The following is a 21864-nucleotide window of genomic DNA, read 5'->3' as shown; positions in this document are numbered from 1 at the left end:
GCGCGTTTTGCTGCTGCAATGTCCTCTTGCAACGCTGACGAAGACGGGCGAAAACCGCGCTATGGCCAAGCTCTATTTCAACTACTCGACGATGAATGCCGGCAAATCGACGGTGCTGCTACAGGCGGCGCATAACTATGTCGAACGCGGCATGACCCCCTATTTGATCACCGCGCAACTGGACCGTCGCGCGGGCGAAGGGCGCATTGCCTCGCGCATCGGGATCGGCCAAGAGGCCGATACATTTGCCGAAGGCGATGACCTATACGCCAAGATCGAAGCGCGGCTGGCACAGGGCAAGGTGCATTGCGTCTTTATCGACGAGGCGCAGTTTCTGAGCACGGCGCAGGTGTGGCAATTGGCCCGCGCGGTCGATGATCTGGGCGTTCCGGTGATGTGCTACGGGCTGCGGGTGGATTTCATGGGCGCGCTGTTCCCTGGATCGGCGGCGCTTTTGGCCTTGGCGGACGCGATGCGCGAAGTGCGCACGATTTGCCATTGCGGCAAGAAGGCCACGATGGTGGTGCGTCTTGATGCAAGCGGCAAGGCGTTCACCTCCGGCGCGCAGGTCGAGGTCGGCGGCAACGAGCGCTACGTCTCCTTGTGCCGGCGCCATTGGCGCGAAGCCACCGGCGATACGATCAGCGGCGGGGCCTGCGGATAGGCGCGGCGCCCGCCTGAGAGCTTTAGGTATTCACGCTGTTTGGCGCAGCTTTTCCATCGAAAAACGCCCTCAGATTGTCCAAAGCCATCATTCCCATGGCTTCGCGCACCTCCAAGGTCGCGGTGCCCAGATGCGGCAGAAGCGTCACATTGTCGAGATGCCGCAAGGCGTCCGGCACATCGGGTTCAAATTCGTAAACGTCCAATCCCGCCCCGCCAATCGCACCGCTTTGCAAGGCGGTGATCAATGCGGCCTGCTCCACCACTTCGCCGCGCGCGATATTGATCAAATGCGCATGGGGCGGCATTGCGGCCAATATATGCGCATCGATCAAATGGCGCGTTTGCTCTCCGCCTGGTGTGGCGATCACCAAAATATCGACCTGCGCGGCCAAGGCCTCGAGGCTGTCCACCTGCACGGCAGGAAAGTCCACGGCTTTGGCCGAGCGGTTGAAATAGCGCACCTGCATCTTGAACCCGAAATGACACCGCCGCGCGATGGCCTGCCCGATGCGGCCCATACCGACGATGCCGACGGTTTTGCCCGTGACATGCAGGCCAAGCATCTGCACCGGATGCCAGCCTTGCCATTTGCCCGCGCGCACCATGCGTTCGCCGGCACCTGCGCGGCGCGCGCTCATCAAAATCAACGTCATCGCCGTGTCGGCGGTCGCATCCGTCACCGCGCCGGGCGTGTTGGAGACGGTGATGGCGTGGGATTTCGCTGCTTCTACGTCGATGTGATTATATCCAACGCCGAAATTGGCGATGAGTTTGCAGCGGATACCGCCCTTTGCGGCCTCGGCGAAGACATCCGCCGAAAACCCGTCGCCAAGCGTGGCGAGGATGGCGTCATATTGCGTCAATGCCTGCACCATCTCGGCGCGCGAAAGCGGTGTCGTCTCGCCCCGTGCGGTGATGTCAAAATCGCCCTCGGCGGCCTGCATCACCGCATCCGGCAATATCCGCGTGATCAGGATTTTCGCAGCCATTAGAACAACCTGCCCCCCAAAGGCACCTCTTGATCGGGGGAGATCAGCACCACCTCGCCCGCCGCGTCGGGCACCCCGAGCACCAAGACCTCGGACATGAATTTACCGATCTGGCGGGGCGGGAAATTCACCACGCCCATCACGGTTTTGCCGACCAAAACCTCGGGATCATAATGCGCGGTGATCTGCGCCGAGGTTTTGCGCTCGCCGATCTCTTCGCCGAAATCCACCCATAGTTTGATCGCCGGTTTGCGTGCCTCGGGGAAGGCTTCGGCGCGGATCACACGGCCCGCGCGAATGTCGAGTTTGAGAAAATCGTCGAATGTCGCCTCAGCCATTGGACAGCTCCTTTGACCGCTCTGCCGCCGCTTTGACCGCGCGTTTGAGCAGCGGCGCAAAGCCCTGCGCCTCGTCCATGAGCACCTCCAGAGCGGCCTGTGTCGTGCCGTTTGGCGAGGTCACATTGATGCGCAATTGCGCGGGGCTGTCGTCGGATTTTTCCGCCAGATCGCCCGCACCCGCGACCGTGGCCCGCGCCAGATGCAGCGCCAGTTCGGGCGGCAATCCTTCGGCCTCTCCCGCCGCGGCCAGCGTTTCAATCAGGTGGAAAACATAGGCGGGGCCAGAGCCGGAGACGGCGGTCACGGCGTCCATCTGGTCTTCAGTCTCAAGGCGCACCACCTGCCCCACGGCACTGAGCAATCCTTCGGCCATCTCCATATGGGACGCGCACGCATGGGCATTGCCGATGATCGCGGTGATGCCGCGGGCGATGGCGGCGGGGGTGTTGGGCATGGCGCGGATGATCGGGCTTTGCGCGCCCAGCGCCTCCTCGAAACCCGCGATGGGCGTGCCTGCGGCGACCGACACGAACAAGGTGCCAGCGTTGCCCAGCGCCTTGAGCGCGGGCAAAGCCTCGCCCATCATCTGCGGTTTGACCGCAATCAGCACGATCGCCGGATCGGGCGGCAAATCGGCGTTGATCGCAACGCCGGTCTTTTGCAACCACGCTGAGGGATGCGGATCCAAAACCGTGACCGCAGCGGGCGGCAATCCGCCGTCCAGCCATCCGGCCAGCATGGCCGAGCCCATTTTACCGCAGCCCAAAAGCACCAGCCCGCGTGCGGCAATCTCGTCGAAATTCATGGTCATCCCCCGCCGTTTCAATCCGTCAGGGGGAAAGTATTAGGCGCGCCCGTAGGCCTCTGCAATGGCGATCTGGAGCGCCTCTCGGGGGCTGCGGTTGCCCCAGACCGCCAATTGGAAGGCGGGATAATAGCGCTCGGCGCTCAGCACAGCGGCATTGATCATCGTGTCGATCTGCTCGGCGCTGGCCACGCCGCCGCCCGCCAGCACAAGCCCGTAGCGATAGACCATGAGCTTTTGCTCGGCCCAATAGGTAAAGGCCCCCGCCCAGCATTGATCATTCACGCCGTTGAGCATTTCGTAAAGCGCGCCAAGACGCTCCTCCGGCGGCTCCATCTCGAAGGTGCACACCATGCGCAGCGTCTCGTCAAAATCCGACCACGCCAGCGTGATCGAATAGGTGCGCCATTGCCCCTCGACGGCCATTGCGATCTGGTCATCGGCGATACGGTCAAAATCCCACTCGTGATGCGCCGCGAGATTTTCGACGATATCGATAGGGTGAATGTCTTCTTGCATGAAGTCTTCGGACAGTGCCATTGCGCCACCTCTTTTTTGTGTAGCGTCGGGGCTTGGCAGCGCCCCAAGCGCTAGGTGCCTGCTCTATAGAGCGGGGCTGATTGCCCTCGCCCTTACTAGATATGGTGGTGTGTCGGGAAGAACCTGTAAAGCAATAAATTGGGGATAACCGCAATAACTTGTGGACGGCCTGAATATTTCATCAAAATGCAGAAAAACTTTGGCGAAGGGGCATTTTTTGCTTGGTGCCGAATCGCAGGTGTGATTCACTGCACGCAGAAGATGAAAAATCGGATCAACCGATTACACGCGCAATATCGCGAGACCGGATACGGCGGGACATACAGGCACAGGGCGCTTCGAGTGATCGAGGCGCCCTCGCCCGTTCTATTGGGGCCGTTTTATCGCGCCCTTTTGTCCAAGTGATAGGTCAGCGCCCGCCCGATCAAAAACCCCAGCTTCTCCAAATCCGGCGCATCGTCCTCGCCAAACACAACCGCGCGGGTGCCATCATAGGTGAAGGCATCGCCGAAGACGGCGCGAAATTGTGGCACTAGGTCGGTCTGGCAGTGCACAAGTATCGCAAAACCGCCCGTCTTTGGCACACCAAGGCGCAGGGTTGTGCCCGACCCGCTCGCCTCGGTCAAATAGGCGGGTTGCCCCCATTTGAGGGTCTCGGTCAACGCGCCGACCTGCGGCAAATTTTGCGCGCAGTCAAAGATTGCCGCGCGCAGGTCCAAAAGCGCCGCGCGGACGGGGCGCGGGAACCGCTCGAAGGCGGCCAACACATGGTCACTTTGAAACGCTGGGCCGGTCATCTTCGCCCCTTTGCGACAAGAGAGGAGACAAAAAGGGCGCGATCGACCTTTGCCAATCCGCGCCCCGATCTACTTCGCTTTGCTTTGAACATCCCCGCCCACGGCGCCTGCGCGCCCAAAGCGGTGCAAGGTGACGGGGCTATTTCGCCGCCGCTTCCAGCGCGTCCAGACGGGCCTTGAGGGTCGCATTCTCTTCGCGGGCCTTTTGCGCCATGGCGCGCACCGCGTCGAATTCCTCGCGCGTGACCAGATCGCGATCGGCGAGCCAGCGGTCCATCAGCGATTTCAGCGCCGTATCGGCCTCGGTCTTCGCGCCCTGCGCCACGCCCATCGCGTTGGTCATCAGTTGCGAAATGTCGTCCATGATCTTGCTGCGCGTTTGCATGATGTCTCTCCGCGATTTCTGCTTGGGTCTTATATGGGGGTTCACGGGCGGCGAGGCAAGACCTGCAGCCGCGACAAAGCTGCCCGCGCCGCGCCGATAATGAGGTTGACGCCCCCGCCCCCTTGGCCCCAGATATGCCCATGTTTGCCGCCATCCCCTTCCCCGACATCTCGCCCGAGATTTTCTCGCTGTCCTTGGGCAATTTCACCTTTGCGCTGCGCTGGTATGCTTTGGCCTATATCGTCGGCATTGTGATCGGCTGGCGCATTGTAGTGACGGCGGTGAAACGCGCGTCTTTGTGGCGCGGCGGCGCGGCCCCGATGACGCCTGCCGATGTCGAGGACCTGCTCACATGGGTGATCTTGGGGGTGATCCTTGGCGGGCGGCTCGGCTATGTGGTGTTCTACAAACCCGCCTATTACCTGTCCCATCCGGCGGAAATCCCGATGGTATGGCAAGGCGGCATGTCGTTTCACGGCGGATTTTTGGGCGTTGTCATCGCCGCCGCGCTGTTTGCCCGCACCCGCAAGATCGCCCCGCTCAGCCTTGGCGACACGCTCGCGCTTGCCGCTCCTGCGGGGCTATTGCTGGGCCGGATTGCCAATTTCATCAATGCCGAACTTTGGGGCCGTCCGACCGATGTGCCTTGGGGTGTCATCTTCCCCGGAGCCTCGGCGCAAGACTGCGATGGGGTGATCGGGCTTTGCGCGCGCCACCCCTCGCAGCTTTACGAAGCCGCTCTTGAGGGGCTGATCTTGGGGGCTGTTCTGATCTATCTGGCGTTTCGGCGCGGGGCGCTCAAAATTCCGGGGCAAAGCATCGGGGTGTTTTTGGCCGGATACGGCCTCTCGCGCTTTTTTGTCGAGTTTTTTCGCCAAGCCGATGATCAATATATCTCGCTGGCCAATCCGATGGGCCATGTGATCCGGTTGACCGACACGATTGGCCTGTCGATGGGGCAGGTTTTGTCGCTGCCGATGATTGTTCTGGGCTCGGCGGTGATCCTTTACGCGCACCGCCGCTACAAAGGCGATCCGGCCAGATGAGCGCGGCGCTGAAGGATTTGCTCATGGCGCGGATCGAGGCGGAGGGTCCGATCAGCCTCGCCGATTACATGGCCGATTGCCTGATGCACCCGCAGCACGGCTATTACGCCACGCGCGATCCTTTTGGCGCGGGCGGCGACTTTATCACCGCGCCGGAGATTAGCCAGATGTTCGGCGAAATGATCGGCCTTTGCCTCGCGCAGGCATGGGCGGATCAAGGCGCGCCCAAACGGATCGTCTTGGCCGAGGCCGGGCCGGGGCGCGGCACGTTGATGGCCGATATTTTGCGCACTGCCCGTCGCGCCCTGCCCGCCTTTGCCCAAGGCGCTGAAGTGCATCTGGTCGAGACCTCCGAAACCTTGCGCGCGGTGCAGGCGGCGACATTGGAAGCCGCCGGATATGCGCGCGCCGATGTGACGTGGCACGACAGCGTGCACGACCTGCCCGAGGATGCGCCGCTTTATTTTGTCGCCAACGAGTTTTTCGACGCCCTGCCGATCCGGCAATTCGAGCGCGCCCTTGACGGATGGAGCGAACGGCGCGTCGGGATCGCAAACGGCACTCTGGCCCTTGGGCGCGGCGCGGCGGCGCAGATCGCGGCGCTTGATCACCGCAGCAATGATACCAAAGCGGGCGATGTGGTCGAACTTTGCCCCGCCAGCGCACCGATCATGGCCCGCATCGGCGCGCAGATCGAGGCGCGCGGCGGTGCGGCTTTGATCATCGACTATGGCGATTGGCGCAGCCTTGGCGACACGTTCCAAGCCTTGCAAGACCATGCGCCCGCCGATCCTTTTGCCGATCCGGGGGCGGCGGATTTGACCGCCCATGTGGATTTCGAGGCCCTCGCCGCCGCCGCGCCCTGCGCCCATAGCCGGCTTTTGACCCAAGGCGTGTTTCTGGAGCGGCTCGGCATTACCGCCCGCGCGCAGGCTTTGGCCAAATCCCTGAGCGGCGCGGCGCTCGGCAACCATATCGCCGCACATCGGCGCTTGACCCATCCTGCGGAAATGGGAACTCTCTTCAAAGTGATCGCCCTCGCCCCCCACGGCGCGCCCTTCCCGCCCGGATTTGACGGACCAACCCCATGAGCCTCGAAATTCTCACCGCTGATAGCCTGACCCCGCTGCGCCACGGGTTCTTTACCCGCAAGGGCGGGGCCTCTTCGGGGGTGTTCGGCGGGCTGAACTGCGGCACAGGGTCCTCCGATCAGGCCGAGATCGTCGCGATCAACCGCGCCCGCGTGGCCGAGGCGATGCAGGTCGCGCCGGAGCATTTGGCCGGTGTGCATCAGGTGCATTCGGCGGATGTTGCGGTCGTCACGGGGCCGCAAACCGACAAGCCGCGCGCCGATGCTTTGGTCACCAATGTGCCGGGTGTGGCGCTGTCGATCCTGACCGCCGATTGCCAACCGGTGCTGTTTGCCGATGTCTCGGCGGGGGTGATCGGCGCGGCCCATGCGGGATGGCGCGGCGCGGTGGACGGGGTGCTTGAGGCCACGGTCGAGGCGATGGTCGCCCTTGGCGCGGCGCGCGGCGCCATCACCGCCGTGATCGGGCCGACGATCTCGCAACGCGCCTATGAGGTGGGACCGGAGTTTTTCGAGGATTTCATCGCCGATGATCCCGACAACAGCCGTTTTTTCGCGGGCGGCGCGGGGGACAGGATGCAATTCGACCTGCCCGCCTTTGGCCTCGCGCGGCTGCGGCGCGCGGGCGTGGGCCATGCGGAATGGATCCGCCATTGCACCTATCACGACGCCGAGCGGTTTTATTCATACCGGCGCACCACCCATGCGGGCGAGGCCGATTATGGCCGCCTGATTTCCGCCATCCGGCTTTAATACGGGGCGCGGGGCGCGCCCTTTGCCGGCCAATTCGGGCGAAAAGCGGGCGTGAATTTGCCGCCGCCCGCTGACCCATCGCGAAACAATCACGCGATATCGACCCGATTATCCGCAATCACGCGCCCAAGCGCCTTGTTTGACGGGGCTTGGCAGGCTGTGTGGCGTGACGCGCAAATGTGGCGCGGACACGGTGAAAATTATTCGCAAATCTTCACCACTGCCAAACTGGAGCCGCATTGATCCGTCATAGATTGGTCATCGCCTATAAAGCATCTGCGCGTAGAAAGATGCATGAGGATCAATGGCCCCCGAGGGCACAGGAGAGCAGACATGAAAAAGCAAAGCCGGTTCATCAAATCCGTGATCGAAACATCCAAATCGGATATGCCCGCCCTGCCTTGGGCGCGTGGCAGCGCCCGCGCGGCAATGATCGCCCGCCGCACAGAGGCCGCGCCCAAATCGAAACGCGCCTGATCTGACGCGCCGCAAGGCGCGCCGACACATGAGATGCGCGGGGCCAGACAGGATTTGGCCCGCGCCGCGCGCGCCGCACCCTTACCAAAGGGCTCAGGCGCGAGACGATAGGCAATCACAGCCTCAAGCCGTTTGCCGCGCCCTGCGCCATTCTCGGCCGCGTCGCAAGGCGATTCGCCACCGAATGTGGCAGCCCCGTGCGCGCATCGGAAACAAAACCGCGCGATTTTCGCGGATTGATCGCAAACCCGCGCCAAAGTTCAGAAGATTTTGACAGATGACGCCTCGAATGGCGAAGTTGACCCTGCGCAAGTTACTTGTGCGGTTTATCAACAAGTCCTTCTGTTGTTGTCGGTGGGGGCCGACATGGATGTGACAAACCTGTAGAAAGGTATGACACATGAGCGCCCCTACGCTGGCCCATCTTCGCGGCCAAACAGCCAAGCTCGCCGAGCTGACCGAACGCCGCGCCGCCACGAGCGAGGCGCGCAAATCGGGCCGCGCCGATACGCGTCCAGCGCGCAAAATGCCCTTGATGCGCAAATATGAAGTGCTGTCGCAAGACGATGACGGCAACCTGCGCTCGTCCTTCCATATGGCGCCCGCCAACCCGTTTTTCGAAGCTGCCTTTTCCGCCTTTGCCCGCGGCACCGCGCTTGATACGCCCCAAGGCCCGCGCGCGATTGAGGATCTTTGCCCCGGTGATTTGATCGACACCACCGAAATGGGACCGCAGCCCGTGCAATGGGTCGGCTCGATGCAGATCATCCCCAATGCGCCGATTGCCGATCCCGCGCTTGGCCGTTTGACGCGGATCATGGCGAACAGCTTTGGCGTCCACCGCCCGATGAGCGATGTTGTCGCCGGTCCGGGCGCGCGAATTTTGCAACGCCCCGCGCATTTGCGCGATCTGGCCTCGACCGGCCCTGTGTTTACCCCGATCCGCAATGCGGTCGACGGGATGAGCGTGTTCGAAGTCACCCCGCCCGCGCCGGTGACGGTCTATCACCTGTGCCTGCCGCGCCATGCGACGATCAAAGCGGCGGGATTGGAGTTCGAAAGCTATCATCCCGGAATGGGGATCGAGCGGATCATGGGGCATAATATGCTCACGCTGTTCCTGTCGCTCTTCCCGCATATCGACGAGAGTGCCGATTTCGGACCTCTGGCGCGCCCGCGCATGAGCAGCAAACCCGATCAGGCGCGCGACGTGGCCTAGCGCGCAAAATACCTTACCATTGCCTCCAAAGCAAAACGCGCAGCGCCCCCTCGGGCCTGCGCGTTACTTTTTGAAAGGTGCAGCTTGCGCCGGATCAAAGCGCAGCCTTGGCGCTCAGGCCTGCTGCTTGAGCCGGTTTTCCAAAACGTCAAACGGCACGCCCGGTTCGTCTTTGGCACCGCGAATGACCAGCGATGTTTTCACCGATCCGACATTGGGCGAGGTGAGCAATTGCGAGGTCAGGAAGGTTTGAAAGGTCGACAGGTCCGGCGCCACGCATTTGAGGATAAAATCCACCTCGCCATTGAGCATATGGCACTCGCGCACCAAGGGCCAATCGCGGCAGCGCGCTTCAAACGCCGATAGATCGCTTTCGGCTTGGCTTTGCAATCCGACCATGGCGAAGACCTGCACTTCAAAGCCCAATTCGCGCGCGTCCACCTCGGCGTGATAGCCGCGAATATAGCCGGCCTCCTCCAGCGTGCGCACACGGCGCAAGCAAGGCGGCGCGGAAATTCCGACGCGTTTGGCCAATTCCACATTGGTCATGCGGCCATCGGCCTGAAGCTCGGCCAAAATCTTGCGATCGATGGGATCAAGGCGCGTTGCGGACATCGAAAACCTCTTTGCGAATTTGCGTTTGTTATAGCACCGCCGCAGCCGCGCGCAATAATCTTTCGCACACGCGCAACATCGTTGCGGCGCAGGGCACGGCCACGAAACGCAGGGGGCGGCGCGCAAATATCTTGGGCGCTTGGGGTTTTCGCCCCCGAAATGCGTGTCTATATCAACGGGACCAATGGCGCAGAGGATTCCCGCGCGCCGCCACCCGCGTCCAAGGAGAGACATCATGGCCGAGACACGTCACACCAAGGTTTTGATCATCGGCTCCGGCCCCGCAGGCTATACCGCCGGCGTCTATGCCAGCCGCGCGATGCTCTCGCCGATCCTAGTCCAAGGCATCGAACCGGGCGGGCAGTTGACCACCACCACCGAGGTTGAAAACTGGCCCGGCGATACCGAAGTGCAGGGCCCCGATCTGATGGTCCGTATGGAAAGCCATGCGCGCGAGATGGGATGCGAAATCATCGGCGATATCATTTCCGATCTCGACCTGAGCAAACGCCCCTTCACCGCCAAGGGCGATAGCGGCAACACCTATACCGCCGACGCGGTCATTCTGGCCACGGGCGCGCGTGCCAAATGGCTTGGCCTGCCCTCCGAAGAGGCCTTCAAAGGCTTTGGCGTGTCGGCCTGTGCGACCTGTGACGGGTTCTTTTATCGCGGGCAGGAAATCGTGGTGATCGGGGGCGGCAACACTGCGGTCGAAGAGGCGCTGTTCCTGACCAACTTCGCCTCCAAGGTCACGCTGATCCACCGCCGCGACGAATTGCGCAGCGAAAAGATCCTCGAACAGCGGCTGTTGAAGAACCCCAAAATCGAGCCGCTGTGGTTTCATGAGCTTGACGAAGTGGTCGGCGCCGATAATCCCAAAGGCGTCGAGGCCGTGCGGGTCAAACATGTGAAAACCGGCGAGATCACCGAAATCCCCTGCAAGGGTGTCTTTGTTGCCATCGGTCACGCACCGGCCAGCGAATTGGTCAAGGACGTGCTTGAATTGCACAACGGCGGCTATGTCAAAGTCAAAGCGGGCACCACCGAGACCTCGATCCCAGGCGTCTTTGCGGCGGGCGATTTGACAGACCACAAATACCGCCAAGCCGTCACCTCGGCGGGCATGGGATGTATGGCTGCCTTGGATGCCGAACGGTTCTTGGCCGAAAACGACGAATAGCTGCCCCTGCGCCGCGCCAAGACGGCATGACCGCCCTGCGGCCTTGGCGCGCGCCCAAGACCTTGTGCAAGACCTTGCGACTGTCGACGCAAGGGCGACAATCACGAGATTGACCTGCGAATTGCCCAATAAATCGAAACAATGGCAAGATTTTTCTAGCCATTGCTATAGGTATGACCGAGGGTTTTCGCCTAGGGTGGCGCATCGAACCGTTGGCCGCCGCGCCGCCACATGTGCTTTTCGTTTTCATTTTTTCCAATACTCACACAAATCTAGGGACGCTATTTCGCATGACACCTCATTATTCTCTTCGGCGGGCCATGACCGCCTCCGCGCTTTGTGTTGCGTTTGGCGCCCTGCCCGCCGCCGCAACCACATTGAGCCTTGGCACCACAACCACAACGACCGGCACCGCGGGCGCCTCCGCCCCGATCAGCACCCTGCAGCCCTCTTTGGGCCTGACCGCGATCATCCGCACGCAGGGCCTCTTCCAAGACATGGGCGAGGTGAAGTTTTTTGCGGGCAGAGAGCACAGCGTTCCGCGAGATTACCACATCGCCGACGGCTCAATCCTGAGCATCTCGCAAAATCAGGCACTGTTTTCTCTGCTTGGCACGACCTATGGCGGCGACGGACGCACCACCTTTGCCTTGCCCGACCTACGCGGCCGCGCGGTGGTGGGTGCATCGGGATTTGGCGATCAGGGCATGGGGCGCCGGTCAGGTGCCCCGACCCTGACGCTGAGCGAGGCCAATTTGCCGAGCCATAGCCACACCACCGTTGACGTTGACACAAGCAGCACCGGCAGCGGCGCGCCCATCGACCACGGGCAACCGACCTTGGCGCTCAGCTATGAAATCGTCACGCAAGGTGTCTACCCCTCCAGAAGCGGCGGCTCTACCCCCGCGCCCAATGAAACCATGGGTTTTGTCACCATGGATGCGGCGCTCGACGAGGGCCCCGACCTTGACCGCGGGACTGTCGAAGCCATTGGCCAGCTGACCCCGATCACCGATAACACCGCCCTGTTTTCGCTCATCGGCACGAATTTTGGCGGTGACGGGCGCTCGACGTTTGCGATGCCGGACACCGAGGAGCGCATGGTCATCGGCGCTGCGGCAGGTTTGCCCTTTGGCGAAGTGGGCAGGCAAACGGGCGCACAAACCGTGACGTTGACCGAGGCGGATATGCCCTCGCACAGCCATACGGACCCCGATGCGGGCGGTGTGACCGGCGCGGCGGGCGGCATCGGCAGCTTTAACAATGTCGATCCGTCTTTGGTCATGAACTATCTGATCGCGACCGAAGGCCTTTTCCCCTCCAGCGGAAGCGCCAGCAGCGAGTTTGCGCCCTTCCTTGGCGAGATCGCAATTTTCGCGGGCAACTTTGTGCCCTCGGGATGGATGCAAGCGGCGGGGCAATTGCTTCCGATCGTGCACCATCAAGCGCTGTTTTCCCTTTTGGGAACGACCTATGGCGGTGACGGGCGCGAAACCTTTGCCTTGCCGAACCTTGCAGGCCGCACCGCGATCGGGACGGGCGAGACCTTTGGCCCGCTCGGAAGCGTGCGGTTGGGGCAGATCCTTGGCGACGAGTTTGCCTCGTTCGACGTCTCGCAAATGGCCGTGCATGATCACGACATCACCCGCGAAATCGCACCTGCCGTACCGCTGCCTGCCGCGGCATGGTTGTTGATTGCGGGATTGGGCGGGATCGGCGGTCTGCGCGCCGCGCGCCGCAGCAAAGCCGCCCAAACCTGAGCAAGCGCTCAAGACAGAATTCCAAACGCGGTGCCCATGGGCGCCGCGTTTGCGTTTGCGGTGAGCGAATCTCTTTATATGCGCGGTTTGGCGACAATCATTCCATTGCGGAGCGATTATCTAGGAAAACCTCCACCGCTAACGCCGCAGCGCGGCATTTTCGCACCTAATATTGCCCCATTGCGCCATGCCGCTTGAAATTTGCATCAAAACCCTGCAAAGCGGCCCCTATCCGCAGCGTGGCCCGCCCGCTGCTTTTCCGAAGCTTTGTCACGCGAGTCTTTAAATGCAAAACGCCCCATTGAACCCCATTCCCGAGCTTTACGTTTCTTATGAGAGCGCTCAGAAGCTGAAAGTCGAAGCGGCCGATCTGGTCAGCTGGGATCTGACCCCGCGTCAGATTTGCGACCTCGAACTGCTGATGAATGGCGGCTTCAACCCGCTCAAGGGCTTTTTGACCCAAGAGGATTACGACGGCGTCGTCGAGAACATGCGCCTCGCCGATGGCAGCCTGTGGCCGATGCCGATCACTTTGGATGTGAGCGAGGACTTCGCCGGATCGCTCGAAGCGGGGCAAGATATTGCGCTGCGCGACCAAGAGGGCGTGATCCTCGCAACCATGACCGTCACCGACAATTGGGTGCCGAACAAAGCGGTTGAGGCCGAAAAAGTGTTTGGCGCAGATGACGATGCACATCCGGCGGTGAACTACCTGCACAACCACGCGGGCAAGGTCTACCTCGGCGGCCCTGTCACTGGCATCCAGCAGCCCGTGCATTACGATTTTCGCGCCCGCCGCGACACGCCCAACGAGTTGCGCGCCTATTTCCGCAAACTGGGCTGGCGCCGCGTTGTGGCCTTCCAGACCCGCAACCCGTTGCACCGCGCGCACCAAGAATTGACCTTCCGCGCCGCGAAGGAAGCCCAAGCCAACCTGCTCATCCACCCCGTTGTCGGCATGACCAAACCGGGCGATGTGGATCACTTCACCCGCGTGCGTTGCTATGAGGCGGTTTTGGATAAATATCCGGCCTCGACCACCACGATGTCGCTCTTGCCGCTGGCCATGCGTATGGCAGGCCCGCGCGAGGCGGTATGGCACGGATTGATCCGCGCCAACTATGGCTGCACCCATTTCATCGTTGGCCGTGACCATGCCGGACCCGGCTCCAACTCGGCAGGCGAAGATTTCTACGGCCCCTATGATGCGCAGGAATTGTTCCGCGCGCACCAAGAGGAAATGGGCATCGAAATGGTCGACTTCAAACATATGGTTTGGGTCGAAGACCGCGCACAATACGAACCTGCCGACGAGATCGAAGAAGGCACGAAAGTCCTCAACATCTCGGGCACCGAATTGCGCCGCCGTCTGGCCGAAGGTCTGGAAATCCCTGAATGGTTCTCCTTCCCCGAAGTGGTCAAGGAATTGCGCCGCACCAAACCGCCGCGCTCCAAGCAAGGTTTTACCGTCTTCTTCACCGGCTTCTCCGGTTCGGGAAAATCCACGATCGCCAATGCTTTGATGGTGAAACTGATGGAAATGGGCGGCCGTCCCGTAACGCTTTTGGATGGCGACATCGTGCGTAAGAACCTGTCGTCGGAACTGGGATTCTCCAAAGAGCACCGCGATCTGAACATCCGCCGCATCGGCTATGTCGCGTCGGAAATCACCAAGAACGGCGGCATCGCCATCTGCGCGCCCATCGCGCCCTATGCCACCACCCGCCGCGCCGTGCGCGAGGACATCGAGCAATTCGGTGCCTTCATCGAAGTGCATGTCGCCACCACGATCGAGGAATGCGAAAAGCGCGACCGCAAGGGTCTCTACAAGCTGGCGCGTGAAGGCAAGATCAAGGAATTCACCGGTATTTCCGATCCCTATGACGTGCCCGCCAACCCCGAGTTGCGCGTCGAGACCGAGAATGTCGATGTGGACAACTGCGCCCATCAGGTTCTGCTCAAGCTGGAGCAAATGGGCCTGATCGCGGGATAATCCGCAACCCGCGCCAGACAGATCAAAACGCCCCTTGCATGTGATGCAGGGGGCGTTTTTCGTCTTTGGGCCGCGAAGCGCGGCGCGCTATTGCGGCCGCATCCGGTCCAGCAGGTGATCTTTGACGATAAACTGGTGATAGAGCGCCGCTGCGATATGGCCGGCGATCAAAAGCACCGTGAGGTTGACCAAGACCTCATGGGCCTCGCCCGCTGCCTTGATGCCGCCAAACCATGCGGCAAGCCCCGCCGCGGGGAGCAAAAACAACAGCGCATAGAGCGCGCGGTGCCCCCAGATCGCAGCTTTATCCATCAAGGGGTGGCCGCTGCGGGCATGGGGCGGCGCACCATGCAGCGCGCGAAACACAAGCCGCAGCACCATTAAGCCCAGCAAGGAGACCCCGCCGATGATATGCAGCTGTGCCGTGAGGCTGTCGTTAATGCCAGTCTGCGAAAAATTGCGCAGCGCGCGTCCCATGCCATCGGAGACGATGTAGTTAAACGCAAAAAGCGCGGCGATCCCCCAATGCAGAGCGATTTGCACGCGCGAATAGCGGACAGCGGTTTGAGGTGTATCTGCGGCCATGGCGGCATCCTTTCGTTCGGGTCCATTCTTGAGACCTAAACGCAGGGCGCCGCGCGTTCCGTCGAAAATATACCCGCAGGCCGCGCGAAGCTTTGCCCGCGCGGCCCGCATATATCGTTAGTGCACCATCACCGGCGCAAGATCGTGTTGGCGCGCCAGCACAAAGGCCAGCTTGCGATCCGCGACCAAGGCCAGACGTTCGCCGCTGACCTTATGGACGGAATATAGCTGCTCCAGCCCTTCGGCCTTTTCGCGCACATCATCCGGAAGATCGGCGGTTTTCACCGCGCGCACATAGACGATCTCGGCCTGCGAGCCGCCCTGCATCAGCTTGTCAAAATCAAAATTCGCATCCATCGCACCGCTCCTTTCGCGTTCAAATGGGCCGCTTGGGCGTTAGTCGCCTTTGCGGATGTTGATCACCTGCACCATGGTTTCCGGCTCGGCGCGGCTCAGGTCCACATGCAGCAAACCGTTTTCCATGATCGCCTCGCCCACTTCGACCCCGTCGGCGAGAACAAAGCTGCGCTGGAATTGACGCGCGGCGATCCCGCGGTGCAAAAACACGCGGTCCTCGCCCTCCTCGCTTTGACGCCCGCGGATCACCAATTGCCGGTCCTCGACGGTGATCGACAGATCGCGTTCGGCAAATCCTGCCACCGCCAATGTGATGCGGTAGGAATTTTGCGATGTTTGTTCGATGTTGAACGGCGGGTAGCCCTCATTGCCGATCTTGGCATTGCGCTCCAGCAGCCGTTCCAATTGCTCGAACCCCAAAAGATAGGGGTGAGATCCCAAAGTCAGTTTCGTCATCGACACGTCCTCAAGCCAAGCGACAGTCCATTGTGCGCGGCCCCGATCATCGGCAACCGCTACAGGCTCAATATGGGAAGCGATTTCGGCCTGTGCAAGGGGTTTGCGCGCCTTGATCCGCGCGCGGCTGTCGGCAAAAGCTTGGCTAAAGGCGGGATTTTCAGTATGTTATAGCCTCTAGCACAATATGGAATCATGCCGATGAACGCGCAAAGCGACATTTCGATGAAAACCGACGAGGTTTTGCGGGTGGAGCTGGAGGTGTTCAAACGCGAGCACCGCGATCTGGACGAGGCGATCCATGCCCTGACCGAACGCGGCACGGCGGATGCGTTGACCATGCAGCGGCTCAAAAAACGCAAATTGCGGCTCAAAGACCTGATCGCGCAGATCGAAGACCGCCTGACCCCCGATATCATTGCCTGAACCGCGCCGTTTTCGGCCCTCGCCGATGTTGCGCCCAGCCCGCGCGCGGCTATAGTGCGCGCTTGCAAAACCCGCCCCCACCCGCAAAGGATGCGATCATGGCAGAGCTTCACGTCGGCATTATCATGGGCAGCCAATCCGATTGGCCCACGATGAAAGAGGCCGCCGATATTTTGGACGAATTGGGCATCGCCTATGAGAAAAAAATCGTCTCGGCGCATCGCACCCCCGACCGGCTTTGGAGCTATGGCAAAGAGGCCGCAGGGCGCGGTCTTAGGGTGATCATCGCGGGCGCGGGCGGCGCGGCGCATCTGCCTGGCATGATGGCGTCGAAAACCCGCGTGCCGGTGATTGGCGTGCCGGTGCAAACGCGGGCGCTTTCGGGGGTCGACAGCCTCTATTCCATCGTGCAAATGCCCAAGGGCTTTCCCGTGGCGACTATGGCCATCGGGGCGGCGGGCGCGGCCAATGCGGGCCTTATGGCGGCCGGTATTTTGGCCATTTCCGATCCGGCTTTGGCCGAGCGGCTGGATGCATGGCGCGCCGCGCTTTCGGCCTCGATCCCCGACGAACCTGTTGATCAATAAGACATAAAGGCCCACGTATATGGCTCCGACCCTCGATGCACCTTTGAAAACCGGCGCCGTGATCGGCATTTTGGGCGGCGGGCAACTGGGCCGGATGCTGTCGGTCGCGGCGGCGCGATTGGGGTTCAAAACCTGCGTCTATGAGCCTGCGGGCGATTGCCCTGCCAGCCACGTGGCGAATTTTCATATGCACGCCGCATATGATGATGTTCAGGCGCTCGAACGCTTTGCCCGAAGCGTCGATGTGATCACCTATGAGTTTGAAAACATCCCCACATCCGCGCTCGATATTTTGGAAAACCTGCGCCCGATCCGCCCCAACCGCGAGGCGCTGCGCATTTCCCAAGACCGGATCACGGAAAAGGATTTTCTGACTTCTCTGGGCCTGACGGTGGCGCCCTATGCCAATGTCGAAAGCGCCGCCGATCTGGATGCGGCGATTGCCAAGATCGGCACGCCCGCGATCCTCAAAACCCGCCGTTTCGGATATGACGGCAAGGGGCAAGCGCGGATCAAATCGCCCGAGGATGCGGCACAGGCATGGGTCGATATGGCCGATGCGCCTTCGGTTCTCGAAGGCTTTGTCGATTTCACTCATGAGGTCTCGGTCATCGGCGCGCGCAGCGCGGACGGCGATGTGGCCTGTTTCGATCCGGGCGAGAATGTGCACCGTGGCGGCATTTTGCATTCTACAACCGTGCCCGCGACGCTGACCGCCTCGCAACGGATGGATGCGGTTTTGCTGACCGCTAATATCCTCAATGCGCTGGACTATGTCGGGGTGATGGGGGTCGAGCTTTTCGTCACGCGCGGCGGGTTGATCGTCAACGAGATTGCCCCGCGCGTGCATAATTCGGGCCATTGGACGCAAAACGGATGCGCCGTTGACCAATTCGAACAGCACATCCGCGCCGTGGCCGGATGGCCTTTGGGCGACGGGGTGCGCCACAGCGATGTGGTGATGGAAAACCTGATCGGCGACGATATGGACCGTGTCGAGGCGATTGCCCGCGAAAGCAATGCCGCCTTGCATCTTTATGGCAAGGCCGATGTCAAAGCGGGCCGCAAGATGGGCCACGTCAATCGCATCAAAAAGGGCTAAGCCCCCGTGATCAAGCGATAAACCGCGCCGCCACCTCGCCGCTCATATAGGTGGCGCGCCCGCCCGCGAAGGTGGCGCCAAGCCGTCCGCTGCGCGGGTCAAGCACCACGAAATCGGCGCGCAGCCCCTCGGCAATCGCCCCGCGATCCGTCAGCCCCAAGAGCCGCGCAGGCCCTGCCGAGACGAGATCCCACGCCCGCGCGATCCCGATCTCTTCGGCCAGTTGCAGCGCCGCGACCCGCGCGGCGGGGTAGTGGTAATCGGAGGCCAGCGCATCGCATAGACCCGCGCGGATCAAATCGAGCGCGCTGACATTGCCCGAATGCGAGCCGCCGCGCATGACGTTGGGCGCGCCCAAGATGATGCCATCGCCCCCTGCCCGCGCGGCCTCGGCGGCCTCGAAGGTTTCGGGAAATTCGGCAATGCGCACCCCCATGTCGCGCCATCTGGCGCGGCCCTCGGCGGTGCGTTCGTCATGGCTGCCAAGGCGGTATCCTTTGGCGCCGAGCCGCGCGGCAAGCGCCTCGACGGCGGCGGGGACCTCGGCGCGGCGCGCGTGCAGCTCTTGCATCATCTGCAAATGCACCTCGGGATTGCGCCCCGATTTGAGCGCGGTGCCGACAAGGCGCGGCGGACGTTTTCCGGCGGCGAGCTTGTCGTGCGGCAGGTGGTCGTTGAACACCACATAATCACAGCCCACCGCATCGGCAAAAGCCTCAAAGGCGGCGTAGTGGTCGAGAAGGTTCATCTCGAAACGCAGCTGGAGCCGCAGGTCGGTGTCGCAAGAGCTGCGCGTGGCGGCGAGCGCGGTGCAAAACCGCTCGGCCGCTTCGGGCCCGCGCATCCCCCCTTCCCATGAATAGAACTGCGCCAGAACGGCGGTGGTGAACCCGTTGGCCGCCAATTCCGCCTCGGTCGACAGAACGCCCACAGACATATCGCGCATCGCGCCGCGGCGCGGGGCGATGTGGCGCTCGAAGCCGTCGCCGTGGATGTCGATCATACCAGGAAGGATGTGATAGCCGCGCAGATCGACCGCTTTGCCGCCGGTTTGCGCAAAAACACCCGCCTCGACGCCGATATCCGCGCGCTGCATTTGCCCGTCTTGCAAGATCATCGCGCCATTGAGTTGCAACCGCATATCGTCCCCGCCCGTGCCCGTCGCGCCGCAGCCTCGCGGCGCCATATATTTTCGGGGTCGTCCTATGCCATTCTCAGGCCGCGGCAAAGCCCTTTTGGACAAATGCAGCGCGGCGCGGGGCGGGCGGGCGTGTCAAAAATGGGCGTAGCCGGAGGGGAAGGTCAGCGTGCCGTCATATCCGGAGGTGCCGCGATCAAGGGGATAGACCATGGTCATATCCGCGCCGTGGCTGATGCGCAGGTTGCGCGCGGCATCGATCGAGAAGCCAAAGCGTTTGTAATACTCTGGCGCGCCTTGGACCGTCACCGCAGGGGCGCCCGCGCGGCGGGCAAGGTCAAGCCCGTGGCGGATTAAGCGGCTGCCCAGCCCCGCGCTTTGATAGGCAGGCGAGATCGCAACCAAGGTCAGCCCCCACCAATTTGCCGGACGCGGATGGCGCGTCATCGCCAGATAACCGTAGATGCGGCCCTCATGTTTCCCGACGACCTCCATCGCGACCTCTTGGTGTTCGCGCAGCTTGACCAACATACGGGCGGGTTCGGGGCTGTCAAAAACGGTGGTAAGCAAAATGGAAACGCCAAGGTGATCCTCGGCCTCAACAGGACGCAGATCGATCCGATTGATAGTTTGCACACCCATAAAATCACTCCCGCTCCGATCCAGACAACTTACCGCCAATGGGTGATCCGTGACAATGGGTTACTCAGCTTGGGGTGGAACACCGGCCCGATGGCGCCGCCCATTGCCCAATTATCATTCAATTTCCGTCCCCCGTCGGCAGGGATCCGCATAGATCCCATGCAAAAGGGCGGCCCCCTCAAGGAGCCGCCCTTCGCAATCATCATGCCTGTTAGGCAGTGGCTTACATCATGCCGCCCATGCCGCCCATGCCGCCCATATCGGGCATGCCGCCAGCTGCTGCGCCTTCTTTGGCGGGCAGATCGGCAACCATGGCTTCGGTGGTGATCAAGAGGCCAGCGATCGACGCCGCGTCTTCAAGTGCGGTGCGGGTCACTTTGGCCGGATCGATCACGCCGAATTTGAACATGTCGCCATATTCTTCGGTTTGCGCGTTAAAGCCGAAGGTCAGGTCGGTGCTCTCGCGGACTTTGCCCGCAACAACCGCACCGTCAACACCGGCGTTTTCCGCGATCTGGCGCAGCGGCGCTTCGAGCGCTTTGCGCACGATGGCGATACCTGCGTTTTGATCGGAGTTCTCGCCGGTCAGACCTTCGAGCGATTTGCCCGCTTGAACCAAGGCCACACCGCCGCCGACGATCACGCCTTCTTGCACGGCTGCGCGGGTTGCGTTCAATGCGTCGTCAACGCGGTCCTTGCGCTCTTTTACTTCGACTTCGGTCATGCCGCCGACTTTGATCACGGCAACACCGCCAGCGAGTTTCGCCAGACGCTCTTGCAGTTTTTCGCGGTCGTAATCGGATGTGGTTTCGCCGATCTGGGTGTTGATCTGGGCCACGCGTGCTTCGATCTCTGCCTTCTCGCCAGCGCCGTCAACGATGGTGGTTTCGTCTTTGGTGATGGTGATTTTCTTGGCCGAACCCAGCATGTCCATGGTCACGGACTCCAGCTTCATGCCGAGATCTTCCGAGATCACCTGACCGCCGGTGAGGATCGCGATGTCTTGCAGCATGGCTTTGCGGCGATCGCCGAAACCAGGTGCTTTGACGGCTGCGATTTTCAAACCGCCGCGCAGCTTGTTGACCACGAGGGTCGCCAATGCTTCGCCTTCGACGTCTTCTGCGATGATGAGAAGCGGTTTTTGCGACTGGATGACTTGCTCGAGCAGCGGAACCATCGGCTGCAGCGACGAGAGTTTTTTCTCGTGCAGCAGGACCATGCAGTCTTCGAGGTCTGCGATCATTTTGTCAGGGTTGGTGACAAAATAGGGCGACAGGTAGCCGCGGTCGAATTGCATGCCTTCGACAACGGTGGTCTCGGTTTCGAGGCCTTTGTTCTCTTCGACGGTGATCACGCCTTCGTTGCCGACTTTTTGCATCGCATCGGCGATCTGGCGACCGATGGAGGCTTCGCCGTTGGCCGAGATCGTGCCGACTTGGGCGACTTCGTCGCTGTCGTTCACGGGACGTGCGGCGGCTTTGATCGCTTCGACGACTTTCGAGGTCGCCAGATCGATACCGCGCTTGAGGTCCATCGGGTTCATGCCCGCGGCGACCGACTTCATGCCCTCTTTGACGATGGCTTGGGCCAGAACGGTGGCCGTTGTGGTGCCGTCACCGGCCTCGTCATTGGTGCGCGAAGCCACTTCTTTGACCATCTGCGCGCCCATGTTTTCGAACTTGTCTTCAAGCTCGATCTCTTTGGCGACCGAAACACCGTCTTTGGTGATGCGGGGCGAACCGAAGGATTTGTCCAAAACCACGTTGCGGCCTTTGGGACCGAGGGTCACTTTGACCGCATCGGCGAGAATGTTGACACCTTTGAGCATGCGGTTGCGTGCGTCGGTGCTGAATTTGACGTCCTTGGCAGACATATGCGTCTCTCCTTGACTGAAAATTGAGTGTTAAATTGCGAC

The 21864-nt window shown here is 61.5% G+C and carries 25 protein-coding genes; 12 read left to right on the top strand and 13 right to left on the bottom strand.

Annotated elements, in window-relative coordinates; translation table 11 throughout:
- Window positions 1-61: 61 nt before the first annotated feature.
- Window positions 62-664, top strand: coding sequence for a thymidine kinase (locus tag ABWV64_RS10790; RefSeq protein WP_353345061.1), 603 nt, complete (start codon window positions 62-64; stop codon window positions 662-664).
- 22 nt (window positions 665-686) lie between these two features.
- Here ABWV64_RS10790 and ABWV64_RS10785 read toward each other — a convergent pair whose 3' ends face one another.
- From ABWV64_RS10785 to ABWV64_RS10760, 6 genes are all read right to left on the bottom strand, one after another.
- Window positions 687-1655, bottom strand: a complete 969-nt coding sequence (locus tag ABWV64_RS10785) for a 2-hydroxyacid dehydrogenase (RefSeq protein ID WP_353345059.1) — start codon at window positions 1653-1655, stop codon at window positions 687-689.
- Window positions 1655-1993: a tRNA-binding protein gene (locus ABWV64_RS10780; protein ID WP_353345057.1), complete on the bottom strand. Its 339-nt coding sequence runs from the start codon at window positions 1991-1993 to the stop codon at window positions 1655-1657. Before ABWV64_RS10780 ends, ABWV64_RS10785 begins: the two co-directional genes overlap by 1 nt.
- Window positions 1986-2801: a pyrroline-5-carboxylate reductase gene (gene proC / locus ABWV64_RS10775; RefSeq protein WP_353345921.1), complete on the bottom strand. Its 816-nt coding sequence runs from the start codon at window positions 2799-2801 to the stop codon at window positions 1986-1988. Before proC ends, ABWV64_RS10780 begins: the two co-directional genes overlap by 8 nt.
- 39 nt (window positions 2802-2840) lie before the next feature.
- Window positions 2841-3341 carry a type III secretion system chaperone family protein gene (locus tag ABWV64_RS10770; RefSeq protein WP_353345055.1) on the bottom strand — a complete coding sequence of 167 codons (501 nt, stop codon included), beginning with the start codon at window positions 3339-3341 and terminating at the stop codon, window positions 2841-2843.
- 380 nt (window positions 3342-3721) lie between these two features.
- The gene (locus ABWV64_RS10765; protein WP_353345053.1) at window positions 3722-4138 is read right to left on the bottom strand and encodes a DUF1801 domain-containing protein; all 417 of its coding nucleotides are present in this window, start codon (window positions 4136-4138) and stop codon (window positions 3722-3724) included.
- A gap of 139 nt (window positions 4139-4277) precedes the next feature.
- Window positions 4278-4523 carry an accessory factor UbiK family protein gene (locus tag ABWV64_RS10760; RefSeq protein ID WP_353345051.1) on the bottom strand — a complete coding sequence of 82 codons (246 nt, stop codon included), beginning with the start codon at window positions 4521-4523 and terminating at the stop codon, window positions 4278-4280.
- Between the two features lie 140 nt (window positions 4524-4663).
- Here ABWV64_RS10760 and lgt point away from each other — a divergent pair, with 140 nt between their 5' ends.
- The 5 genes from lgt (at window position 4664) to ABWV64_RS10735 (ending at window position 9108) form a co-directional block, all read left to right on the top strand.
- Window positions 4664-5569 (top strand): prolipoprotein diacylglyceryl transferase, encoded by a 906-nt coding sequence (gene lgt / locus ABWV64_RS10755; RefSeq protein WP_353345049.1) that lies wholly within the window; start codon window positions 4664-4666, stop codon window positions 5567-5569.
- Window positions 5566-6660, top strand: a complete 1095-nt coding sequence (locus ABWV64_RS10750) for a class I SAM-dependent methyltransferase (protein ID WP_353345047.1) — start codon at window positions 5566-5568, stop codon at window positions 6658-6660. Before lgt ends, ABWV64_RS10750 begins: the two co-directional genes overlap by 4 nt.
- Window positions 6657-7412 (top strand): peptidoglycan editing factor PgeF, encoded by a 756-nt coding sequence (gene pgeF / locus ABWV64_RS10745; RefSeq protein WP_353345045.1) that lies wholly within the window; start codon window positions 6657-6659, stop codon window positions 7410-7412. Before ABWV64_RS10750 ends, pgeF begins: the two co-directional genes overlap by 4 nt.
- A gap of 333 nt (window positions 7413-7745) precedes the next feature.
- Window positions 7746-7889: a hypothetical protein gene (locus tag ABWV64_RS10740; RefSeq protein ID WP_353345043.1), complete on the top strand. Its 144-nt coding sequence runs from the start codon at window positions 7746-7748 to the stop codon at window positions 7887-7889.
- A 400-nt stretch (window positions 7890-8289) separates the two neighbouring features.
- The gene (locus tag ABWV64_RS10735; protein WP_353345041.1) at window positions 8290-9108 is read left to right on the top strand and encodes a Hint domain-containing protein; all 819 of its coding nucleotides are present in this window, start codon (window positions 8290-8292) and stop codon (window positions 9106-9108) included.
- Between the two features lie 114 nt (window positions 9109-9222).
- On the opposite strand, the gene ABWV64_RS10730 is transcribed toward ABWV64_RS10735, so the two are convergent.
- The gene (locus ABWV64_RS10730; RefSeq protein WP_353345039.1) at window positions 9223-9723 is read right to left on the bottom strand and encodes an Lrp/AsnC family transcriptional regulator; all 501 of its coding nucleotides are present in this window, start codon (window positions 9721-9723) and stop codon (window positions 9223-9225) included.
- Window positions 9724-9958: 235 nt separating this feature from the next.
- Between ABWV64_RS10730 and trxB the strand changes: the two genes are divergently transcribed.
- The 3 genes from trxB to ABWV64_RS10705 all read left to right on the top strand — a co-directional run bounded on the left by trxB (window position 9959) and on the right by ABWV64_RS10705 (window position 14656).
- Window positions 9959-10903, top strand: a complete 945-nt coding sequence (gene trxB / locus ABWV64_RS10725; protein WP_353345037.1) for a thioredoxin-disulfide reductase — start codon at window positions 9959-9961, stop codon at window positions 10901-10903.
- Window positions 10904-11223: 320 nt separating this feature from the next.
- Complete coding sequence (locus ABWV64_RS15975) at window positions 11224-12663, top strand: phage tail protein (RefSeq protein ID WP_502902645.1); 1440 nt, start codon at window positions 11224-11226, stop codon at window positions 12661-12663.
- Between the two features lie 286 nt (window positions 12664-12949).
- Entirely contained in the window at window positions 12950-14656 is a 1707-nt protein-coding gene (locus ABWV64_RS10705; RefSeq protein WP_353345035.1) for a bifunctional sulfate adenylyltransferase/adenylylsulfate kinase, read from the top strand.
- An 87-nt stretch (window positions 14657-14743) separates the two neighbouring features.
- Here ABWV64_RS10705 and ABWV64_RS10700 read toward each other — a convergent pair whose 3' ends face one another.
- The 3 genes from ABWV64_RS10700 to ABWV64_RS10690 form a co-directional block, all read right to left on the bottom strand.
- Window positions 14744-15241, bottom strand: a complete 498-nt coding sequence (locus tag ABWV64_RS10700; protein WP_353345033.1) for a cytochrome b — start codon at window positions 15239-15241, stop codon at window positions 14744-14746.
- A 117-nt stretch (window positions 15242-15358) separates the two neighbouring features.
- Window positions 15359-15598, bottom strand: coding sequence for a DUF1150 family protein (locus tag ABWV64_RS10695; RefSeq protein ID WP_353345031.1), 240 nt, complete (start codon window positions 15596-15598; stop codon window positions 15359-15361).
- A 39-nt stretch (window positions 15599-15637) separates the two neighbouring features.
- Window positions 15638-16054 carry an Hsp20 family protein gene (locus ABWV64_RS10690; RefSeq protein WP_353345029.1) on the bottom strand — a complete coding sequence of 139 codons (417 nt, stop codon included), beginning with the start codon at window positions 16052-16054 and terminating at the stop codon, window positions 15638-15640.
- A 201-nt stretch (window positions 16055-16255) separates the two neighbouring features.
- Here ABWV64_RS10690 and ABWV64_RS10685 point away from each other — a divergent pair, with 201 nt between their 5' ends.
- The 3 genes from ABWV64_RS10685 to ABWV64_RS10675 all read left to right on the top strand — a co-directional run bounded on the left by ABWV64_RS10685 (window position 16256) and on the right by ABWV64_RS10675 (window position 18169).
- Complete coding sequence (locus ABWV64_RS10685) at window positions 16256-16480, top strand: YdcH family protein (protein WP_353345027.1); 225 nt, start codon at window positions 16256-16258, stop codon at window positions 16478-16480.
- A 98-nt stretch (window positions 16481-16578) separates the two neighbouring features.
- Window positions 16579-17067 carry a 5-(carboxyamino)imidazole ribonucleotide mutase gene (gene purE, locus ABWV64_RS10680; RefSeq protein ID WP_353345025.1) on the top strand — a complete coding sequence of 163 codons (489 nt, stop codon included), beginning with the start codon at window positions 16579-16581 and terminating at the stop codon, window positions 17065-17067.
- A 19-nt stretch (window positions 17068-17086) separates the two neighbouring features.
- Window positions 17087-18169, top strand: a complete 1083-nt coding sequence (locus ABWV64_RS10675) for a 5-(carboxyamino)imidazole ribonucleotide synthase (RefSeq protein WP_353345023.1) — start codon at window positions 17087-17089, stop codon at window positions 18167-18169.
- A gap of 10 nt (window positions 18170-18179) precedes the next feature.
- Here the strand turns inward: ABWV64_RS10675 and ABWV64_RS10670 are convergent, their stop codons facing one another.
- The 3 genes from ABWV64_RS10670 to groL form a co-directional block, all read right to left on the bottom strand.
- Complete coding sequence (locus tag ABWV64_RS10670) at window positions 18180-19310, bottom strand: alpha-D-ribose 1-methylphosphonate 5-triphosphate diphosphatase (RefSeq protein ID WP_353345021.1); 1131 nt, start codon at window positions 19308-19310, stop codon at window positions 18180-18182.
- Between the two features lie 132 nt (window positions 19311-19442).
- Window positions 19443-19943 (bottom strand): GNAT family N-acetyltransferase, encoded by a 501-nt coding sequence (locus ABWV64_RS10665; protein WP_353345019.1) that lies wholly within the window; start codon window positions 19941-19943, stop codon window positions 19443-19445.
- A 229-nt stretch (window positions 19944-20172) separates the two neighbouring features.
- Window positions 20173-21822: a chaperonin GroEL gene (gene groL, locus ABWV64_RS10660; RefSeq protein WP_353345017.1), complete on the bottom strand. Its 1650-nt coding sequence runs from the start codon at window positions 21820-21822 to the stop codon at window positions 20173-20175.
- Window positions 21823-21864 lie beyond the last annotated feature (42 nt).

Source organism: Litorivita sp. NS0012-18 (genome assembly GCF_040371945.1).
Classification (GTDB): Bacteria; Pseudomonadota; Alphaproteobacteria; order Rhodobacterales; family Rhodobacteraceae; genus Litorivita.
This window is presented reverse-complemented; position numbering and strand designations above follow the sequence as displayed.

Coding starts and splice junctions, on each gene's coding strand:
- purE (WP_353345025.1), top strand. CDS start 16,579: ATGGCAGAGCTTCACGTCGGCATTATCATGGGCAGCCAATCCGATTGG.
- ABWV64_RS10685 (WP_353345027.1), top strand. CDS start 16,256: ATGAACGCGCAAAGCGACATTTCGATGAAAACCGACGAGGTTTTGCGG.
- ABWV64_RS10785 (WP_353345059.1), bottom strand. CDS start 1,655: ATGGCTGCGAAAATCCTGATCACGCGGATATTGCCGGATGCGGTGATG.
- ABWV64_RS10750 (WP_353345047.1), top strand. CDS start 5,566: ATGAGCGCGGCGCTGAAGGATTTGCTCATGGCGCGGATCGAGGCGGAG.
- ABWV64_RS10765 (WP_353345053.1), bottom strand. CDS start 4,138: ATGACCGGCCCAGCGTTTCAAAGTGACCATGTGTTGGCCGCCTTCGAG.
- ABWV64_RS10730 (WP_353345039.1), bottom strand. CDS start 9,723: ATGTCCGCAACGCGCCTTGATCCCATCGATCGCAAGATTTTGGCCGAG.
- ABWV64_RS15975 (WP_502902645.1), top strand. CDS start 11,224: ATGACCGCCTCCGCGCTTTGTGTTGCGTTTGGCGCCCTGCCCGCCGCC.
- trxB (WP_353345037.1), top strand. CDS start 9,959: ATGGCCGAGACACGTCACACCAAGGTTTTGATCATCGGCTCCGGCCCC.
- ABWV64_RS10740 (WP_353345043.1), top strand. CDS start 7,746: ATGAAAAAGCAAAGCCGGTTCATCAAATCCGTGATCGAAACATCCAAA.
- pgeF (WP_353345045.1), top strand. CDS start 6,657: ATGAGCCTCGAAATTCTCACCGCTGATAGCCTGACCCCGCTGCGCCAC.
- ABWV64_RS10695 (WP_353345031.1), bottom strand. CDS start 15,598: ATGGATGCGAATTTTGATTTTGACAAGCTGATGCAGGGCGGCTCGCAG.
- ABWV64_RS10675 (WP_353345023.1), top strand. CDS start 17,087: ATGGCTCCGACCCTCGATGCACCTTTGAAAACCGGCGCCGTGATCGGC.
- groL (WP_353345017.1), bottom strand. CDS start 21,822: ATGTCTGCCAAGGACGTCAAATTCAGCACCGACGCACGCAACCGCATG.
- ABWV64_RS10700 (WP_353345033.1), bottom strand. CDS start 15,241: ATGGCCGCAGATACACCTCAAACCGCTGTCCGCTATTCGCGCGTGCAA.
- proC (WP_353345921.1), bottom strand. CDS start 2,801: ATGAATTTCGACGAGATTGCCGCACGCGGGCTGGTGCTTTTGGGCTGC.
- ABWV64_RS10705 (WP_353345035.1), top strand. CDS start 12,950: ATGCAAAACGCCCCATTGAACCCCATTCCCGAGCTTTACGTTTCTTAT.
- ABWV64_RS10690 (WP_353345029.1), bottom strand. CDS start 16,054: ATGACGAAACTGACTTTGGGATCTCACCCCTATCTTTTGGGGTTCGAG.
- lgt (WP_353345049.1), top strand. CDS start 4,664: ATGTTTGCCGCCATCCCCTTCCCCGACATCTCGCCCGAGATTTTCTCG.
- ABWV64_RS10760 (WP_353345051.1), bottom strand. CDS start 4,523: ATGCAAACGCGCAGCAAGATCATGGACGACATTTCGCAACTGATGACC.
- ABWV64_RS10780 (WP_353345057.1), bottom strand. CDS start 1,993: ATGGCTGAGGCGACATTCGACGATTTTCTCAAACTCGACATTCGCGCG.
- ABWV64_RS10670 (WP_353345021.1), bottom strand. CDS start 19,310: ATGCGGTTGCAACTCAATGGCGCGATGATCTTGCAAGACGGGCAAATG.
- ABWV64_RS10735 (WP_353345041.1), top strand. CDS start 8,290: ATGAGCGCCCCTACGCTGGCCCATCTTCGCGGCCAAACAGCCAAGCTC.
- ABWV64_RS10790 (WP_353345061.1), top strand. CDS start 62: ATGGCCAAGCTCTATTTCAACTACTCGACGATGAATGCCGGCAAATCG.
- ABWV64_RS10770 (WP_353345055.1), bottom strand. CDS start 3,341: ATGGCACTGTCCGAAGACTTCATGCAAGAAGACATTCACCCTATCGAT.